The 13,953-nt window shown below is 43.6% G+C and carries 13 protein-coding genes; 10 read left to right on the top strand and 3 right to left on the bottom strand.

What is annotated here, in order from left to right; translation table 11 throughout:
• Positions 1-137: 137 nt before the first annotated feature.
• Together G475_RS0117830 and G475_RS25525 are read left to right on the top strand one after the other, a co-directional pair.
• Positions 138-335 (top strand): hypothetical protein, encoded by a 198-nt coding sequence (locus G475_RS0117830; protein ID WP_026702443.1) that lies wholly within the window; start codon positions 138-140, stop codon positions 333-335.
• 295 nt (positions 336-630) lie between these two features.
• Complete coding sequence (locus G475_RS25525) at positions 631-2,034, top strand: phospholipase D family protein (RefSeq protein WP_169728535.1); 1,404 nt, start codon at positions 631-633, stop codon at positions 2,032-2,034.
• Positions 2,035-2,084: 50 nt separating this feature from the next.
• On the opposite strand, the gene G475_RS0117820 is transcribed toward G475_RS25525, so the two are convergent.
• Both G475_RS0117820 and G475_RS0117815 read right to left on the bottom strand, forming a co-directional pair.
• The gene (locus G475_RS0117820; protein ID WP_026702442.1) at positions 2,085-2,909 is read right to left on the bottom strand and encodes an ABC transporter permease; all 825 of its coding nucleotides are present in this window, start codon (positions 2,907-2,909) and stop codon (positions 2,085-2,087) included.
• Positions 2,910-2,930: 21 nt separating this feature from the next.
• Positions 2,931-3,863, bottom strand: coding sequence for a daunorubicin resistance protein DrrA family ABC transporter ATP-binding protein (locus tag G475_RS0117815; RefSeq protein WP_026702441.1), 933 nt, complete (start codon positions 3,861-3,863; stop codon positions 2,931-2,933).
• 109 nt (positions 3,864-3,972) lie between these two features.
• Here G475_RS0117815 and G475_RS0117810 point away from each other — a divergent pair, with 109 nt between their 5' ends.
• From G475_RS0117810 to G475_RS0117800, 3 genes are all read left to right on the top strand, one after another.
• Entirely contained in the window at positions 3,973-4,416 is a 444-nt protein-coding gene (locus G475_RS0117810; RefSeq protein WP_026702440.1) for a MarR family winged helix-turn-helix transcriptional regulator, read from the top strand.
• A gap of 14 nt (positions 4,417-4,430) precedes the next feature.
• Positions 4,431-4,958: a macro domain-containing protein gene (locus G475_RS0117805; protein ID WP_026702439.1), complete on the top strand. Its 528-nt coding sequence runs from the start codon at positions 4,431-4,433 to the stop codon at positions 4,956-4,958.
• A 79-nt stretch (positions 4,959-5,037) separates the two neighbouring features.
• Positions 5,038-6,240, top strand: a complete 1,203-nt coding sequence (locus G475_RS0117800) for a sn-glycerol-1-phosphate dehydrogenase (protein ID WP_051302667.1) — start codon at positions 5,038-5,040, stop codon at positions 6,238-6,240.
• 134 nt (positions 6,241-6,374) lie between these two features.
• On the opposite strand, the gene G475_RS0117795 is transcribed toward G475_RS0117800, so the two are convergent.
• The gene (locus tag G475_RS0117795) at positions 6,375-7,478 is read right to left on the bottom strand and encodes a GntR family transcriptional regulator (RefSeq protein WP_026702437.1); all 1,104 of its coding nucleotides are present in this window, start codon (positions 7,476-7,478) and stop codon (positions 6,375-6,377) included.
• A 295-nt stretch (positions 7,479-7,773) separates the two neighbouring features.
• Between G475_RS0117795 and G475_RS0117790 the strand changes: the two genes are divergently transcribed.
• The 5 genes from G475_RS0117790 to araA form a co-directional block, all read left to right on the top strand.
• Entirely contained in the window at positions 7,774-9,117 is a 1,344-nt protein-coding gene (locus G475_RS0117790) for an ABC transporter substrate-binding protein (protein WP_026702436.1), read from the top strand.
• An 86-nt stretch (positions 9,118-9,203) separates the two neighbouring features.
• Positions 9,204-10,142: a carbohydrate ABC transporter permease gene (locus G475_RS0117785; protein WP_026702435.1), complete on the top strand. Its 939-nt coding sequence runs from the start codon at positions 9,204-9,206 to the stop codon at positions 10,140-10,142.
• A 6-nt stretch (positions 10,143-10,148) separates the two neighbouring features.
• Entirely contained in the window at positions 10,149-11,009 is an 861-nt protein-coding gene (locus tag G475_RS0117780; RefSeq protein WP_035711754.1) for a carbohydrate ABC transporter permease, read from the top strand.
• A 103-nt stretch (positions 11,010-11,112) separates the two neighbouring features.
• Positions 11,113-12,627: an arabinosylfuranosidase ArfA gene (gene arfA, locus G475_RS0117775; RefSeq protein WP_026702433.1), complete on the top strand. Its 1,515-nt coding sequence runs from the start codon at positions 11,113-11,115 to the stop codon at positions 12,625-12,627.
• Between the two features lie 28 nt (positions 12,628-12,655).
• Positions 12,656-13,953, top strand: a 1,298-nt coding sequence (gene araA / locus G475_RS0117770) for an L-arabinose isomerase (RefSeq protein WP_026702432.1), incomplete at its 3' end; no start/stop codon positions are given.

Raw genomic sequence — 13,953 nt, 5'->3', positions numbered from 1 at the left:
GATGACTTCCCGGCGGGCAGGTCTTTTGTATTGCTTTATAGGAGGGCAGGCTTAATTACTGACGATAAAATTGATTGACATACACTTGAAACATGGTTCATTTACTGTTGGGACAGGTAGAGAAAGGAGGAGCTAAAGTGAGCGATCAAATAGCGTGGCAGAAGTATGTTATCAAAGATGACCTGCCCAGAGATGGATGGGAACGAAAAATCAAAGAAGAAGAAAAAGCCTGGATGGAAGAATTACAGCAGCGGCGTAAATATAAACGAGGACCTCGGCGAAGAGCAGATCATATATGGACGGAGAAGCCCTCTCCCAATGCAGCAGACTCTTGAGAGGCCGTAGTCATTAAACGTTTAAATCAAAACATTCATGTCCCCCCTTCCCCTTAACACATCCCTTCTATTGTGATAGCGAATAAACAGTGAAAAGTATATACACCAATCGAATGAAAAGAAGGGCATCAAAACCCAGACCAGACAACAAGAGATAAAAGAGAGCCGGCCGACTGCTGGCTCTCTTTTCGTTTTATAATAGACGGTTATTTTTCATAAAAACGAAAGAAAAGGTTCTATCTCCCCCTATTTTTCATTTATGATGAAGAAGAGAGGATGCATGGAGGGGGAAAAGATGAAAAGAAAAAGAAAAAAACAAGGAATCCTTCTTTTCTCGGTTTTCATTTCTATCTTTATCATCGTGAGCGCGGTGTCGGTTTATCACTATGTGAAGCCCCTTCCAGAAGGGGTTTCCGTGGAGGGAGAAGTATATCACACAGAGGATATTGATTTTTTATACGATCTGACGTATCAAGAAGAGGGGGAACGGCACCAGGAGCAGATGATTTTCGATCGTGTATTTCAAATAATCGGGGAGGCAGAGGAATTTGTGGTGCTGGATATGTTTTTATTTAATGGCCAGTACGACCCATCTCTCGATTTTCCCAATCTCTCTGAAAAACTGGCGCAGACGCTTATTGATAAAAAGCAAAAAGATCCGGAGGTTGATATTGTTATCCTTACGGACCGGATTAATACGTTTTATGGCTCATATGAAACTGATATTTTAACAAGGCTGGAGGAGAATGGGATTCCGGTCTTTTATACGAATATGAAACCGTTACGGGATTCGAACCCGGTGTACTCAGGGATTTACCGAACCTTTTTTCAATGGTTCGGAACGGAAGGGAAAGGATGGCTGCCGAATGCGTTCAGTGCGGGAGCTCCAGATGTAACACTGCGGTCCTACCTGGAACTATTAAATTTCAAAGCAAATCATCGAAAAACGGTTATTACGGAAGAGCGGGGCCTCCTCACCTCGGCCAACCCTCATGATGCCAGTGCGTATCACTCGAATATAGGTTTTGAAATCCAGGGAAGCGTGCTGAATGATATGCTGCAGACGGAAAAGGCGGCAGCGATAAGGGCCGGTGCCGAAGCATCGTTGTTTTCTTCGATGGAAGTGCAGGCAGAAACGCCGGAAGAAACTCCCTATAATATTCAATTGCTGACGGAAGGAAAAATTGAAAAACATACCCTTCAGGAGATAAAGAAAACGGAAGCAGGCAGCAGCATTACGTTGGGTGCTTTTTACCTTTCGGACCGTGATGTGATTGATGCGCTGCTCCAGGCTTCCTCAAGAGGAGTGAACGTCCGGCTGGTATTAGATTCTAATAAAGATGCGTTTGGCAGGGAAAAAAATGGGATTCCCAACCGCCCGGTGGCTCATGAATTAATAATAGAGTCAGACGGTGACATTGAGGTGAAATGGTACCGCACTGATGGAGAGCAGTTTCATACGAAGATGGTATATATCGAAAACCACCAGAAAGATGTACTCATAGGCGGCTCGGCAAACTATACGAAACGTAATATCGGAGATTTTAATATGGAGAGCAACGTAAAAATTACAGCAGAACCAAACAGCGTAAAAGAAGCGTCCCAGAGCCCGGATAGCGGAACAAATGTCCGAAAAAGGCGCTTCAGGCCCGACATTCTGCCATTTAACGGAACAAATGTCCGCAAGGGAACCCTTTAATATCTTCAACCATCCTCCCGGCAAAGCATTTAGCTTATCCTATTCGCTGTCTAGGCGTTGGAGCGGCGGAAGCTCAAGGTAGCAAGTAAGACAAGCACGGTGGTAAAAACGAGCATGAAAAGCACTTCTTCGGCAACGGTTATGCTGCGGCCGAATAATGTTAAATTGAGTCCCATGGCTTCCCGAATCATAGGAGAGAGGCTGTCTATGTCAATCATCACCTTTTTCATCACATCTACACCGTAGGTAACGGGGTTGATTTTTACAATGATATCCATCCAGCCGGGCATATTATTTACTGGAAACAGGGCCCCGGATAAAAAAACCATGGGCATGACTAAAATCTGAACGATTAATTGAAATCCCTGCGTCGATTTTAAAAAACTGGCGATTAACAGGCCGACCGAAGACAGGGCACAGGCCAGTAAAAACATAAACGGAAGGACCTGCAGCAGAGATAAAACACTATAGCGGATGCCAAGAAAAGGGATTAACAGGAACATCATCATTCCCTGAAGACACGCCACCGTGGAAGCGCCGAGCATTTTCCCTACAGCTATATTCACCCGGGATACAGGAGAGACCAGAATTTCTTTCATATACCCGAAATCACGATCCTCGATAATCGATAATGAGGAAAATACCGAGGTCATGAGTAACGTCATGGCAACGATACCGGGGAACACAAATTGAATATATTGGAATTCTCCGCCCCCCTCTATACTTCCGCTGATTAAACCTTCCATTGTGCCGCTTAAGCCCCCGCCGAAAATAAGCAAAAATAATATCGGCATCGTAAAGGAGCCGAATAAGCGGGCGCGATCCCTGAAAAATTTTGTTACATCACGCTGCCATATCGCAAATATTCCTTCCATGGAACTCCCTCCTTTGTTCCCCTAATGATCCCCGTGCTGAATATTCCGGCCGGTGAAGGCAAGGAAGACATCATTCAAGGTTGGTCTTCTAATGTTTAAATGGGTGATGGGAACGGTTAATTCTTTGATAAAACCGGAAATGAAATCATCACTATCCGCTACCTTTAATTGAATCATATTGTCCTGCTGGGTGATTTCTGCGTCTGAGATATTGCGGTGCATTTCTTCCAGGGCCTGTTCATTGTTTTTCGTCGACAGCTCGATAATATCGCCGCCCAGTTGTTTTTTTAATTGGGCAGGGCTGTCGATCGTAATGATTTCCCCGTGATCCATAATGGCAATCCGGTCGCTTATTTCCGCTTCATCCAGGTAATGGGTCGTTAAAAACATGGTGATGCCTTCTTTACGTTTCAGCCTTAAGATATATTCCCAAATATGGGCGCGGGTTTGGGGATCCAGACCTACCGTCGGTTCATCTAAAAAAAGGACTTTTGGATAATGAAGCAGGCCGCGGGCAATTTCGAGCCGTCGTTTCATTCCACCGGAAAAGGTCTCCACTTTTTTCTTTTTGCTTTCGACAAGATCTACGATTTCCAGGACTTCCTGAATCCGTTCCTGTCGTTTTTCTTTAGGGACATTATAAAATTTGCAATGAAGCATGAGATTTTCGCCGGCAGTTAATTTTTCATCCAGTGTATTTTCCTGAAATATAATTCCTATGCTTTCCCGCACTTTGTTTTTCTGTCTGCTGACATCATAGCCGTTGATCATAATACTGCCGCTGCTTGGGGCCAGCATCGTACAAATCATATTGATCGTGGTGCTTTTGCCGGCGCCGTTTGGGCCAAGAAAGCCGAAGATTTCTCCCTGTTTGATGTCAAAATTTACATCTTTCACGGCATGAGTGTCTTTATAATGTTTATTTAATTGTCTGACCTCGATAATATTATCCATACCGTCACCTGCTTATATCAGGATTACGAAACCTAATTAGTTATGATATCATAACTATATTATCGTGTCCGTATTGTTTCCTGTCAAATTATTGTTTTGGGGGTATTCGATGAACAATGAAGAAAAAGGGGAAGTAGCAAGAAACCTGTTAACCCTTTTTCCCTTGATTAATAAAAAACTGTTCCCTCCTTTTAAATCTTGGAACGAAAACGATTTAAATATTACTCATTTTTTTATATTAAGAACGTTAGAAGAGGTTGGGGATTTAACTTTAACACAAATCGGGAAAAAGCTAAGTATACAGAAATCCAATGTCACTCCGCTGGTGCAGAAACTGGAGAAATCGGGGTTTATTCAGCGGCAGCCGTCTCCCTCTGATCGACGTGTGAAATATATGAGCCTGACAGAAGGAGGTGCTGACTATTTAAAAAGACACGAGGAGGATTTGGAAATGCAAATGCAGAAAAACCTCGAATCGTTGAAGGAGGAAGATTTGCAAAAGCTGAGAGAATCAGTTCTTCAATTGCAGAGCATTCTTGCCAAAATTGATTAAAAGAGGGGATTCGTATGAATACTATTCTACATGGAATTGAATTGGAATGCATGAAGGGAGATATAGCCAAACAGCCGGATATGGAGGCAGTCGTTAATGCAGCCAATGCGGAACTAATGATGGGGGGAGGCGTTGCTGGTGCTCTCCATCGTGCTGCAGGACCTGAACTCGCAGAGGCCGGTGCTCCGATGGCTCCGATTAAACCGGGTGAAGCGGTCCTGACAGAGGGGTTCCGGCTGCCAAACGATGTGGTTATTCATTGCCTTGGGCCGGTTTATGGAAAGGACAAGCCGGAATCTGAGCTGCTTCAGGCATGTTATTGGAATGCTCTTCGTCAGGCAGAAGAAAATAATATAAAAAGTATCGCGTTTCCCTCCATTTCGACAGGAGCCTTCGGGTATCCGGTGGAAGAAGCGGCTCCTGCAGCGATGGAGGAAATTGCGGCACAATCCAGAAACCTGGAACAGGTGGAAAAAATCCGGTTTGTGTTGTTCAGCAGCCAAGACCTTAAGGAGTACGAAAAGGCACTCTCCCGCCTGTGATGTTTTAAATTGACAATATATACCTCCCAGCTTATACTTTGCTTATACGGACAGACAAGTAATAGAGGAGAGCTGCGGAATGCTGGAGACAGAACTTCGTAATATTTCTGATAATTGTATGAATGGCCGACCTGTTCCGGTGGAGCACATTGAAATCGAGAAGAACAGCTTATCTCATATTCCTATGTTTATAGAAGAAAAACAGTATAGACGTGTTTTTCTAATCGTCGATCATAATACAAAAACAGCGGCAGGAGAGAAGTTAAAGGAGCTGTTAAACACTGGGGGAATAGAGACAGAGTTCATTTTACTGCCGGAAGACCAGCACGGCCAGGTAAAAGCAGATGAAGAGACGGTGATGGAGGTATTCATCCAAGTTCCGTCCGCGGCTGAATGTCTGATCGCTGTTGGTTCCGGAACAATTCATGATATCACCAGGTTTGTGAGCGGAAAAATGAAGATCCCTTTTATTTCTGTACCTACAGCAGCTTCTGTAGACGGTTTTACGTCTATGGGGGCTCCCTTAATCATAAAAGGAACGAAAAAAACCTTCCAGGTAAGCTGTCCCATTGCTGTTTTCGCTGATATTGACGTACTGCAACAAGCCCCGCCTGCATTGACTGGGGCAGGAGTCGGGGATATAGCTGCGAAATTCACTTCCCTTTTTGATTGGGAGCTTTCCCGTCTTATCGGGGGAGAACCTTATAACAGCTGGGCAAGATACATGATGGAGGACACCCTTTACTCGGTGAAAAATCATATAGGACGTATTGCAAAACGAGACGAAGAGGGAATAAAGAGACTAATGGAAGGCCTGATTCAGTCTGGTTTAGTGATGATGGCTCTGGATTATTCCCGGCCGGCGTCCGGAGCCGAACACCATTTGTCCCACTACTGGGAAATGGCGTTACTCCAGCAGGAGGAAAAACAGCTGCTTCACGGAGCAAAAGTGGGAGTGGCAACGGGTATCATCTGTGATTTATATAATTATTATTTCAAGCAGCCTCACAAACTCCAGCTGAAAAACGAACCGGAATGGCAGAAACGATGGGAAGAGAATGAGGAGACGATTAAAAGGCAGATAAGCCTGCTGCCTTCCTCCAAAGAGATCACGGATTGGCTGCAGTTATTTGGGGCACCGGTCACTACAACAGAACTTGGTCTCAGCGATGAATTGGTAAAGGAAAGTTTAAATAACGCTCATTATTTAAGAGATCGCTGTACTGGATTAAAACTAATACATCTATCCAGAAAACAGATCCTCCGCTATCCTTTTGAATAAAACATAAAGCGGCATCCCGGGGCCGGGAAATGCCGCTCTTTCATATTATCAGAAGGTATAGAATGTTAGCGTTTTTGAGATTCTGCTTCAGCGCCGCTGCTCTGCGCGGCAGAGGGCGCTTGCACATTTTCTTATTACGTAAGCAGAGAATCAGTCCACGGTTTGGCAGTGGAAGCGCGCAGTACCAGCTCCGGCTCGTATAGGACGGAACTCGGTTTTGTTTCTGCCTTATTTTCGAGTAAGTCCACAATTAAGGCGGCTGCGTCTTCCCCCATCTTCATTTTTGGATGTTTAATCGAGGTGAACTTTATTTCTGTCGTTTCTGTAAGCGGGGAATCATCAAAGCCAACAATAGATATATCATCCGGGACGGAAAGCTTTTGCTCCCGAAGGATGTTTAATATTTGAATAACTAATTCGTCGTTATAACAGACAATCGCCGTCGGACGCTTATCATTTGCAAGGAGCAGCTGTCTTACTTCCTCCACCGGCTTCTCAAATTTTTCTTTAGTCGAATACGTAATAATTCTGTTCGGATCCACCGGGGTTTGAAACGCTCGGTGGGCCTTTAAGAAACCTTTCATACGACGGCTTCCTTGAATGTCGTCATTTTTAAAGATCCCAATGATATCCTGGTGTCCCAGCTCCAGCAAGTGTTCTGTCTCCATATACCCGCCTTTTTCATCATTCATGATCAGGTGAAGAGGTTCCAGTTCCTCATAAAAAGCGTTAATCATCACATACGGAATCCCCTGGTTTTCCAGATTCAGATAATAGTTAATGTTGGGATTGGTAAAAGCACTGCGGGTCGGTTCGGCAATAACCCCCTCTACATGCTGGCTTAATATATTTTCCAATGCAATTCTTTCTTTTTCCAGATCATTATTAGTACTGAAGAGAATAACGTTATACCCTTTTTCACTTAAATAACTTTCCGCCCCCCGGATGATATAAGGAAAAATATAATCAGAGATATACGTGGTAATAATGGCGATGCTTTTTCGAGAAGGCTGCTGCAATATTTTTGAGCGGTCGGCACAAAAGGTTCCAACCCCATGTTCCCGGTACAGCCATCCCTCGCTCACCAATTCTCCAATGGCCTGCCGGATGGTATGACGGCTCACATCAAACTGCTGCACCAGTTCATATTCTGAATTAATTTTCTGATGAGCCTGATAGGAGCCATCCAGGATTTTAGATTTAATATATTGTTTTACGTTTTTATATTTAGGAGTCATACTACACCTCACTGCAAATCTTCATAAATTTTATTATAGCACACTTGAACGTACAACTTCATCATTATATATTTTTTATCATTTTCTATCGTTTTAAACCAGGAATTTGAAAATAATTTAGTAAAAATTTCAAAGAAAGCGGTTGCAAAATGGAAAAGAGTGTGATTTAATAAATATACCTTATACGTACAAGTTGATTCGTATTGGAGTAATGTGTCGTAATTGTACGAACAGGGATTTAGAATCAATATTTTAAATATTCCGTATTCTATGGAATGTGAAGGGGGAGATAGTAATGAAGAAATGGCTTGTATCGGCACTTGTCCCATCATTACTAATGGCAGCATGTGGTGGAAATGGTGGAGATGGGGGAGAGGAAGCCGGCGGAGAAGGACCGGAAGAAGCGGAAGTTATTGGGGAAGAGGCTGAAGATGCCACAGAACTCACGTTATGGCTATTCGGAGAGCAGCATTTAGGTGTATTTGAACCGGCAGTTGAAAGATGGAATGAGAATAACCCAGATAATCAGGTAACTTTAAATGCTGAAGTTTATCCATTCGATCAAATGCATAATAATCTTCGATTAGCCCTGCAGTCAGGAGAAGGGGCACCGGATATAGCGGATGTTGAAATAAGTGAATTCGGGCCATTCATGCAGGGAGAGCCCCAGTTTGAATCGATGAACGAATATGTAGAACCCATTCTGGATGACGTAGTAGAAGAAAGATTTGAGATTTATGCAAAAGACGGAGAATATTACGGCACCCCTTACCATATCGGATCTACAGTAGTCTACTATAACACTGAAATTATGGATGAAGCTGGGGTGGACATTGATTCGATTGAAACATGGGAAGACTATGTAGAAGCGGGTGAACAAGTTGTTGAAAACACGGACTCAGTAATGACTACAGTAGAAACTGCAGATCAAATTAATTTCTGGGGGCTTATCAGTCAGCAGGGCTCTGATTACTTTGATGAGAACGGAGACGTAATCCTCGATAATGAAACGAATGTGAGTACACTTCAATTTCTGAGCGATCTTGTCAATGAATATGAGATTGCTGATACTACGCCTGGTGGAGAACATCATGCTGAGGAATACTATGGATTTATGAATGACGGTGGGGCTGCATCTGTCGTTATGCCAATGTGGTATATGGGGCGTTTCGTTGATTATATGCCTGATCTTAAAGGCAAGATGGAGATCCGGCCATTGCCGCTCTGGGAAGAAGGAGGAAATAGAACTGCAGGTATGGGGGGCACTGGTACCGTGGTAACAAATCAGGCGGAAGACCCAGAACTTGCAAAAGAGTTTATGGCTGAAGCAAAGCTTAGCGAGGAAGCAAACATTGATCTTTGGACAGAATTGGGATTTGATCCACCCATGCACACCGTGTGGGGGGACGAAGAGATGAAAGAATCAAACCAGTATTTTGACTATTTCGACGATGAAATATTTGACATGCTGCTGGAACTGAACGATGAAGTGGAAGCACTTAACATAACGCCAAATGTGTCAGATGTTTCGGAACAGGTTGGTACAAATGTATTAAACGGGGCGATTAGACAGAATGAGGATCCTCAGCAAGTGCTGGAACAAGCAGCGGATGATGTGAGAAACAGTATGTCTGATTAATATACAAGGGGGAGAAATAAAAGCAGGAATCGCCTCTTTTATTTCTCTCCATTGTTTTACTTTAGGTACAGGGAGGAGGAAGCTGAATGGAAGGATCTACTTCGACAAATACTAATACCCCTCCTAAGAGGGTACGTTCCTCGATATGGTCCAGATTTCTCACTTCAAAAAAAATAGCGCCGTATGTTTTTGTGATGCCGTTCATTATTTCTTTTTTAGCCTTATTCTTTTATCCGATGATTCAGGCTTTTAACATGAGCTTTCAGCAGGTACTACCTGGGCAGGTGACGTATGTTGGGCTTTCAAATTATGAACGTCTGTTAAACCCCACCTTCTATAGAGCTCTGACAAACACAAGTGTATATGTAGTATTTACAGTTGTTATATTAGTAGTTTTCCCTGCGTTATTTGCAGTGTTTTTAAATAGTAGAATAGTAAAATTCAGAAATTTCTTCAAAGCTGCATTGTTTGTACCGGCACTTACTTCCGTTATTGTCGCAGGGGTTATTTTTAGGATGATTTTTGGAGAAACGGAGGCTGCCGTGGCGAATGAAATTATCGGTTTTTTTGGTATTGCTCCGATTGACTGGCAGTATGGTTCCATATCTGGAATGTTTCTCATGGTTATCCTATGTTGCTGGAGATGGATGGGGGTAAACATCCTTTATTTCCTAGCCGGATTACAAAATGTACCACATGAATTATATGAAGCAGCCGATATCGATGGGGCCTCTGCCTTTCAAAAATTACTTTATGTGACAATTCCTTCGTTAAAACCTGTGATTATATTTGTGTCTACAATAAGCATTATCAATGGTTTTCGGATGTTTGAAGAAAGTTATGTTTTTTGGGAGGGTTCCTCACCAGGAAATATTGGTCTTACGGTAGTGGGATATATTTATAGAGAAGGGGTATCACAAAACGATCTTGGGTTTGGTGCGGCAATAGGGGTGGTGCTCATGCTGGTCATTTTTATCATCAGTGTACTGCAGCTGAAATTCGTCGGAGCATTTAAGGAGGATTGATGAGGAATGGCTCAGGAAAATTTAGATGTACACAAAAAAAATAGGTTCTATAAAATATTGCTGACAATGTTATTTTTCATAATTACAATCGTGGTTTTGTTTCCCATTATATCATTGCTGGGAGCCTCTTTGAGACCACCTTCCGATCTCATGAGAAGCGGATTAACTTTATTTTTTAATCTTTCAGATTTGAATTTTAACAACTACCTCTCCATATTTTCTGAAAACGGCAGTCAATATTGGCGGTGGTATATCAATAGTTTGGCTATAAGCGGGATATTAATTGTATTATCATTGTTTTTTTCTTCGATGGTAGGCTATGCATTAGCTGTGTACCGGTTTAAGGGAAACCGTTTGATTTTTCTACTGGTTCTGTTCATATTAATGGTTCCCTTTGAAATTTTGATGCTGCCACTTTACCAGATGATGATCAATCTTGATTTAATCAATACGTATTTTGCTGTAATACTGCCCTTGATTGTAGCTCCGATTGCTGTATTTTTTTTCAGGCAATATGCTGTTGGACTGCCGAAGGAATTAATGGAATCTGCCAGAATGGACGGCTGCTCCGAATACGGTATTTTCTTCAGGATCATGGCTCCGTTAATGGGTCCCTCTTTTGCTGCGATGGCGATACTTCAAGGTTTAACAAGCTGGAATAACTTTTTATGGCCGTTGGTCGTATTGCGATCGAACGACATGTTCACCCTGCCTATCGGCCTTGCTACGTTAATCACCCCTTATGGTAATAATTACGAATTGTTGTTTGCCGGTTCGGTTCTCACTATTATACCGATTATTGTACTGTTTCTCTTTTTCCAGCGATTCTTTATTTCCGGTCTGACCGTAGGGGGAGTAAAAGGGTAGGGAAACATAACAGGCCTTGTTATTTTTGCTGTTTATTATAGTAAGGAAGGTAACTTGTACGTATAAGACATTGAAAAATTTATTTTGGGAAAGAGGCGGTAACATGGCAGAACAACTAACGAACGCAACTATGATCGTGGACAAGGATTTTAAAGTCTCCGAAATTGATCCAAGAATTTACGGCTCCTTTATCGAACACCTGGGGCGTGCTGTATATGGAGGCATTTATGAACCGGACCATCCGGAAGCCGATGAACACGGTTTTCGAAAAGATGTACTCGATCTGGTGAAAGAACTGCAGGTGCCAATCGTCCGCTATCCCGGCGGGAATATGGTTTCTGCTTATAATTGGGAAGACGGCGTAGGTCCAAAAGAAGAACGTCCGAAACGACTGGAACTTGCGTGGAGAACAATAGAAAACAATCAAGTCGGTACTAATGAATTTGCTGATTGGGCCAAAAAAGCTGGTACGGATGTAATGATGGCGGTGAATCTGGGAACGCGGGGCATTGATGCAGCGCGAAACCTGCTTGAATATGCGAATTATCCCGCCGGCACGTATTACAGTGATCTACGCAGAAGGCACGGCTATGAACAGCCGCATAACATCAAGACGTGGTGCCTTGGCAATGAAATGGATGGTCCGTGGCAGATTGGGGGGAAAACGGCGGAAGAATACGGAAGACTTGCTTATGAAACAGCCAAAGCTATGAAGCTCGTGGACCCGGATATTGAACTGGTGAGCTGCGGAAGTTCAAATTCAGATATGCCGACCTTCCCGCAATGGGAAGCAACAACTTTGGAACATACGTATGAATATGCAGATTATGTCTCCCTGCATCAGTATTACACCAATTATGAAAATGATACAGCCAACTTTCTGGCACGTTCGATGGAGATGGATCATTTTATAAGCACCGTCGTTTCCACCTGCGATTATATCAAGGCGAAGAAGCGCAGTAGAAAGACGATGAACCTCAGCTTTGATGAATGGAATGTCTGGTTTCATTCGACTAAAGCAGATCAGCACATAGAACCGTGGCAGACCGCTCCGCCGCAGCTCGAAGATGTGTACACGTTTGAGGATGCGGTGCTTGTCGGCAGCTTGCTGCATACGCTGCTAAAACATTCCGACCGGGTGAAAATAGCCTGCATGGCGCAGCTGGTGAATGTGATCGCACCGATCATGACGGACAACGGCGGAAGAGTATGGAAACAGACGATTTTCTATCCCTATTACTACACATCGGTTTACGGCCGTGGTACCGCGCTGAACCCTGTGGTGAACTCCCCAAAGTACGACAGTAAAGACTTCACCAATGTGCCGTATCTGGATACTTCTGTTGTTTATAACGAAGATAAAGACGAACTTGTCGTTTTTGCTACGAACCGTCATCTGGAAAACACATTAAAAGTAGACTGTGACATCCGGTCCTTTGAAGATTTTTATGTGAAGGAACATGTAGTGCTGGAACATGAAGATCCAAAAGCAGTGAATACAGCAGGGCAGGAAAAAGTAACACCGCACTATAATGGACAGTCCTATATGGAAAGCGGCCGCCTCCAGGGCATCCTGCCAAAAATGTCGTGGAACATGATCCGGCTTCAAAAGCAATAACCAGAATAAGATAAGGAGTGGAGGATGGATGTTGAAAACAAAAAACTATGATATTTGGTTTATCACGGGAAGCCAGCATTTATATGGGGAAGAAACACTTGCAGAAGTTAAAGCCCACTCCGAGGAGCTAGTTAATGGGCTGCAATCAGACGCTGCGATTGCTGTAAATATTAAATTTAAACAAGTCGTAACAACCTCCGATGAGATCTTAACCTTCATCCGGCAGGCGAACAGTGATGATAACTGCGCAGGCATTATTACCTGGATGCACACCTTTTCACCAGCGAAAATCTGGATTGCCGGATTAAAAGCCCTGCAGAAACCGCTCCTGCACCTGCATACGCAGTACAATGCAGAAATTCCATGGGAATGGATCGACATGGATTTTATGAACTTGAACCAGTCTGCGCACGGCGACCGGGAATTTGGTTTTATGACAGCGCGGCTGGATATCCCCCGGAAAGTGGTAACCGGCCATTGGAAGCGGTCAGAAGTAAGATACAGAATCGGACGCTGGGCCAAAGCCGCCGTTACATTTTCGGAAGGGCGTAATATCAAGGTAGCACGTTTTGGCGATAATATGCGGAATGTAGCAGTAACAGAAGGAGATAAAGTAGAAGCTGAAATAACATTTGGCTGGATTGTTCAGGCCCACGGAATTGGGGATCTGGTGAAATATATAGATAAGGTGGAAACCAGTAGAATAGAGGAGCTGATGAAAGAATATCAAGAGCAATATCATATACCGGAGGAAAGTAGGAACGACAAAAATCAATGGGAAGCAATCCGCGGGCAGGCTCGTATTGAGGCAGGAATGGAGTCATTTCTGGAAGACGGCGGCTACACGGCTTTTACGACGAACTTTGAAGACCTGCATGGTATGAAGCAGCTCCCTGGTCTTGCGGTACAGAGGCTGATGGAAAAAGGGTACGGATTTGGCGGCGAGGGCGACTGGAAAACAGCAGCTCTCGTGCGTGCGATGAAAGTGATGGCGGATGGAGAAGATACATCATTTATGGAAGACTACACGTATCATCTGGAAGAAGGGCGGGAACGAATTTTAGGCTCTCACATGCTGGAAGTCTGTCCTTCTATCAAAAAACCGGAGGAAAAACCGGAAATTCAGGTTCATCCTCTCTCCATGGGAGATAAAGCGGATCCTTCCCGCTTAGTGTTTAACAGCAAAACAGGCCGTGCGGTTAACGTATGTATCATTGATATGGGAGATCGATTCCGCATGGTATTGAATGAAGTAGATGCGGTAGAAGTCACAGAGGAGATGCCTCATCTGCCGGTGGCCAGAGTTCTCTGGGAGCCAAAACCGAA

Source organism: Salibacterium aidingense DSM 18341, from assembly GCF_000429685.1.
In the GTDB taxonomy this organism is placed as follows: Bacteria; Bacillota; Bacilli; order Bacillales; family Marinococcaceae; genus Salibacterium; species Salibacterium aidingense.
This window is presented reverse-complemented; position numbering and strand designations above follow the sequence as displayed.

Excerpts from the sequence above, each read along its gene's own strand:
- G475_RS0117800 (WP_051302667.1), top strand. The coding sequence starts at position 5,038 with ATGCTGGAGACAGAACTTCGTAATATTTCTGATAATTGTATGAATGGC.
- G475_RS0117815 (WP_026702441.1), bottom strand. The coding sequence starts at position 3,863 with ATGGATAATATTATCGAGGTCAGACAATTAAATAAACATTATAAAGAC.
- G475_RS0117790 (WP_026702436.1), top strand. The coding sequence starts at position 7,774 with ATGAAGAAATGGCTTGTATCGGCACTTGTCCCATCATTACTAATGGCA.
- G475_RS0117810 (WP_026702440.1), top strand. The coding sequence starts at position 3,973 with ATGAACAATGAAGAAAAAGGGGAAGTAGCAAGAAACCTGTTAACCCTT.
- G475_RS25525 (WP_169728535.1), top strand. The coding sequence starts at position 631 with ATGAAAAGAAAAAGAAAAAAACAAGGAATCCTTCTTTTCTCGGTTTTC.
- arfA (WP_026702433.1), top strand. The coding sequence starts at position 11,113 with ATGGCAGAACAACTAACGAACGCAACTATGATCGTGGACAAGGATTTT.
- G475_RS0117795 (WP_026702437.1), bottom strand. The coding sequence starts at position 7,478 with ATGACTCCTAAATATAAAAACGTAAAACAATATATTAAATCTAAAATC.
- G475_RS0117780 (WP_035711754.1), top strand. The coding sequence starts at position 10,149 with ATGGCTCAGGAAAATTTAGATGTACACAAAAAAAATAGGTTCTATAAA.
- G475_RS0117805 (WP_026702439.1), top strand. The coding sequence starts at position 4,431 with ATGAATACTATTCTACATGGAATTGAATTGGAATGCATGAAGGGAGAT.
- G475_RS0117820 (WP_026702442.1), bottom strand. The coding sequence starts at position 2,909 with ATGGAAGGAATATTTGCGATATGGCAGCGTGATGTAACAAAATTTTTC.
- G475_RS0117785 (WP_026702435.1), top strand. The coding sequence starts at position 9,204 with ATGGAAGGATCTACTTCGACAAATACTAATACCCCTCCTAAGAGGGTA.